A 3,977-nucleotide genomic window follows, 5' to 3' on the forward strand; every position below is an offset into this window, starting at 1 on the left:
GGGCAGCCGTGGCAGCCGTTCGCTAAAGGAAAACATCATGAGCATCGAAATCCGCAACGTCAGCAAACATTTTGGCGACTTCCAGGCACTGGGCGATGTCAGCCTGGACATTCAATCGGGCGAACTGGTCGCCTTGCTCGGCCCTTCGGGCTGCGGCAAGACCACGCTGCTGCGCATCATTGCCGGGCTGGAAACCGCCGACCGCGGCAGCATCCTCTTCAGCGGCGAAGACACCACCGACGTGCATGTGCGCGAGCGCCAGGTCGGCTTCGTGTTCCAGCACTACGCGCTGTTCCGCCACATGACCGTCTTTGAGAACGTGGCCTTCGGCCTGCGCGTCAAGCCCCGCGGCCAGCGGCCCAGCGAAGCGCAGATCAAGGAAAAAGTGCATTCGCTGCTCAACCTCGTGCAGCTCGACTGGCTGGCCGAGCGCTTTCCGTCGCAGCTTTCGGGCGGGCAGCGCCAGCGCATTGCCCTGGCCCGCGCGCTGGCGGTGGAGCCCAAGGTGCTGCTGCTCGATGAACCCTTCGGCGCGCTCGACGCCAAGGTGCGCAAGGAGCTGCGCCGCTGGTTGCGCCGCCTGCACGACGACCTGCATGTCACCAGCATTTTTGTGACGCACGACCAGGAAGAAGCGCTGGAAGTCGCCGACCGTGTGGTGCTGATGAACCAGGGCAAGGTCGAGCAGATTGGCTCACCGCAAGAGGTGTGGGACCACCCGGCCAGCCCGTTTGTGTATGGCTTTCTCGGTGACGTGAATCTGTTCCACGGCCGCGCCCACGAAGGCGAAGTCCAGCTCGAAGGCCTGCGCCTCAATTCACCTGAACACGCCGGCGCCCAGGACGCCAAAGCCTTTGCCTATGTGCGCCCGCACGACCTGGACGTGCAGCGCTATGCGCCGGGCGCCGAAGGCATCGTCGCCCACCTGGAGCGCGCCATCGTGATCGGCCCCATTGCGCGGTTGGAGCTGATTCCCGCCGAAGGCTATGAACAAAAAGGCAATGTCTCGGGCGATTCGATCATTGAAGCCCAGATGACCTCGCAGCAGTTTGCCGAGATGGGTTTGCGCGAAGGCGACATGCTGGTGGTGACGCCGCGCAAGGCGAGGGTGTTTGTGGAGGGGTAAGGTGCCTAACGCCGGAGCTGGGTCGATTGCAAAGGCTTGCCGTCGCGAGTCGACTCGGACGACCGGCTAAGCCGCACTTTTTGCCGCCGTACGTCGAGCTTGAGCTTCGCTCACCAACTGTCCACGGGGCCATTGCAGATATGGACGGATGGTAATCCGGTCTTCATTGGTGAGCGGGCGTGCCAGAGCATCGGATAGGGCGCGGACCTGCGGCCAAGGGGCCTGCTTGGTTACTGCGGCATAGAACTGCATCAACTTTTCTATGTTCTCGATCGCGGGGCGGGTCTCAAGCGGGCTCAAATCGCACATAAAGTTGAACTCAAAAGTATTTCCTCGCTGGTGCCACTCATCTCGGTGCCAGGCATGCTCGGGGTTCTCGCGAAGCATGAGGTTGACGATATCAACGCCTTTGGCTTCTGGGCCGCGAAGGTGCTCACGAATTGGTTTTAGGCGGCGAGTGAACCATTCCGCAAATCCCCCATGCGATGCGGTCAACCTCAGTTCGCGCTGATGGGTCATTGGATAGAAGTAGATTCGGGTGCTTGCAATCGTCATGTGCGGGGACCCTATTTGGGGTTTGTGCCTTGTGATGTCCGAAAGGATATTGCAATGGCTTGCGTGAAGGCGACATGCTGGTGGTGACGCCGCGCAAGGCGAGGGTGTTTGTGGAGGGGTAACTGTGGACTGTTCCGAGGCGACCTCTAATCAACCACTTTTAACCGGATCTTGGCACCGTCCGGCAAATCCCGTATTTGCCTTGAAAGGTCGCCGGACCGTCTCACAATCTCGGACAGTGGGGCAGTTTTGATATTGGAAATGTCGTAAGCCCCGCCCAGGATTCCGGGCACCACCAGACAGTATTTACGCCCGACAGCGAGAGGGCCATGCTTTTCATTCGCAACCCTGACCAGCGCTGCCATCAACCAGTCCTTCTTGAACTCCGGATCATTGACGAGCGCGTCGTAAGAAGCTTCATCCCAAGCCACGATTTCGCAATAACAGTCCTCGGGGCATAGGCGCCAGTAGCGACCTGAATGATCCTTTATCAGTAGATTGCCAAAGTCATTTTCAGCGACTAGCTGTAGTGGATCGAGACCAACCCAGCACCAGGACTCCTTGATTTCTTCGAGCAGATCCATAGTCTGTCACTCGATGCCCAGGATGCTTGGAACGCTTTGCTCAAGCATCTCTATCAGTTCCTTGTCCATGAACTTGTAGTCGTCAGGGATATCAAGAACATGAACAGATTTGCCGTCAAGCAGCCGCGTGAACTCCGAGGTCAGTCTTGATTTGTGTTTTTCTTCCATGACGAGAACCACGTCGGCCCAACGGATGTCATCGACTGACACGGTATGGCGCGCATTGGGGCTGGTCCCACCCGAACGGGTTAGCAGCTGCGGGTGCTTGCGCCAAATCTGCTCTGCCGTCGGGCTTCGCCACTGATTACGGCTGCAAACGAACAGGACCTTTACGCGTTCAGTGCTGCGGGCAGTTTCTTCTTTCTGCACAAGTTGCTTTGCGGTCGTGCGAGGGTAATCGAGGCCCAGTTGCTCAAGGTTACACGGCAGCGCGGGCTGTGGCGCAGGTCTTCGTGCATGGTCAGCCAGGTTTCGAGTTTGAAGGACAACTCGCCAGGCAGAACCCGCACCAGGGCGGGGTCACGCGTCGCGAGCGCTGACTGGCACACGCCAATGCCGGCGCCGGCACGTATCAGTGCCAGTTGCGCGAGGTCGCTGTCGGTACGCGTGGAAAACGCCGCCCGCTTCCATGCGGGCAAGGCTTTGCGCGCCGAACGCAGGAAGGGTGTCTCTTCGTCAAACCCGATCAGCGCATGCTGCGCCAGGTCCGCTGATGACTGCGGCGTGCCGCGCGCGTCCAGGTAATCGCGGCGTGCGTAGAGACCCAGTTCCACTTCGCCCACGCTGCGAGCGATCAACAGGTCCTGCTTGGGCTGTGTCATGCGCACGGCAATGTCGGCTTCGCGTTGCAGCAGGTCCTGCACGCGGTTGGTCAGCACCAGTTCGATGGTCAGGCCCGGGTGCGTGCGCTGCAGTTGCGCGACGATGGGCGGCAGCACTTCGACACCGATGACTTCGCTCACCGTGACCCGCACCGTGCCGCGCACACCGTCACCCTGGCTTTCGGCGGCACGGCGTAAGGCGGCTGCGGCGCTGGCCATTTCTTCGGCGAAGGGCCGCAGTCCCAGCGCGGCTTCGGTCGGCGCAAAACCGGTTTGTGAGCGCGTGAACAGCGCCAGGCCGAGCGACTTTTCGAGTGAGGCGACATGGCGTCCGACCGTAGGCTGTGCCACCCCCAAAGACCGTGCCGCACCTGAGAGCGAACCCTCGTGCAGCACCCCTAAAAACGAACGGTAAAGCTCCCAGCCAGCATCTTCTTCCATACAAAAATGTATAGCCGTTGCCCTGCTTTAGTCAATTCCATTTTGATGCCCAGGGGCCCAGAATTTCCCCATAGCAACTTTTTTGGGAATGACATGAGCAGCAAACAAGGCAAATCAAGCACAGCACTGGTGCTGGGCGCAACCGGTGGCATCGGCGGGGAAGTCGCGCGGCAACTGGAGGCGGCAGGCTGGCAGGTTCGCGCGCTTAGCCGTGGCGAGTCGCGGCCGGGCGAGCAACGTGGCGGCATCACCTGGCTGCGTGGCGATGCGATGAATCCCGGTGATGTCATGGCTGCAGCACAAGGCTGCGGCGTGATAGTGCACGCAGTCAATCCGCCCGGCTATCGTCGCTGGGGCGAGCTGGTGCTGCCCATGCTGGACAACACGATCGCGGCCGCCCGGGCGCAGGGGCGACCATCGTGCTGCCTGGCACGGTCTACAACTACGGGC

The 3,977-nt window shown here is 60.7% G+C and carries 5 protein-coding genes and 1 pseudogene; 2 read left to right on the plus strand and 4 right to left on the minus strand.

Features of this window, described 5'->3' with window-relative positions; all coding sequences use genetic code 11:
• The first annotated feature begins 37 nt into the window (after nt 1-37).
• Nucleotides 38-1,126, plus strand: coding sequence for a sulfate/molybdate ABC transporter ATP-binding protein (locus AC1D1P_RS20245; protein WP_477648612.1), 1,089 nt, complete (start codon nt 38-40; stop codon nt 1,124-1,126).
• Between the two features lie 66 nt (nt 1,127-1,192).
• Here the strand turns inward: AC1D1P_RS20245 and AC1D1P_RS20250 are convergent, their stop codons facing one another.
• The 4 genes from AC1D1P_RS20250 to AC1D1P_RS20265 form a co-directional block, all read right to left on the minus strand.
• Nucleotides 1,193-1,681, minus strand: a complete 489-nt coding sequence (locus AC1D1P_RS20250) for a hypothetical protein (RefSeq protein ID WP_477674199.1) — start codon at nt 1,679-1,681, stop codon at nt 1,193-1,195.
• Between the two features lie 146 nt (nt 1,682-1,827).
• A complete protein-coding gene (locus tag AC1D1P_RS20255) occupies nt 1,828-2,265 on the minus strand; it encodes a T6SS immunity protein Tdi1 domain-containing protein (RefSeq protein WP_477671693.1) in 438 nt (145 codons plus the stop codon).
• Nucleotides 2,266-2,271: 6 nt separating this feature from the next.
• Complete coding sequence (locus tag AC1D1P_RS20260; RefSeq protein ID WP_477674200.1) at nt 2,272-2,634, minus strand: low molecular weight protein tyrosine phosphatase family protein; 363 nt, start codon at nt 2,632-2,634, stop codon at nt 2,272-2,274.
• Nucleotides 2,595-3,527, minus strand: coding sequence for a LysR family transcriptional regulator (locus AC1D1P_RS20265; RefSeq protein WP_477674201.1), 933 nt, complete (start codon nt 3,525-3,527; stop codon nt 2,595-2,597). Before AC1D1P_RS20265 ends, AC1D1P_RS20260 begins: the two co-directional genes overlap by 40 nt.
• 93 nt (nt 3,528-3,620) lie before the next feature.
• On the opposite strand from AC1D1P_RS20265, the pseudogene AC1D1P_RS20270 reads away from it, so the two are divergent.
• A pseudogene (locus tag AC1D1P_RS20270) lies at nt 3,621-3,977 on the plus strand (NAD(P)H-binding protein); the annotation flags it as partial.

The organism is Polaromonas sp. P1_E1_2 (genome assembly GCF_056406035.1).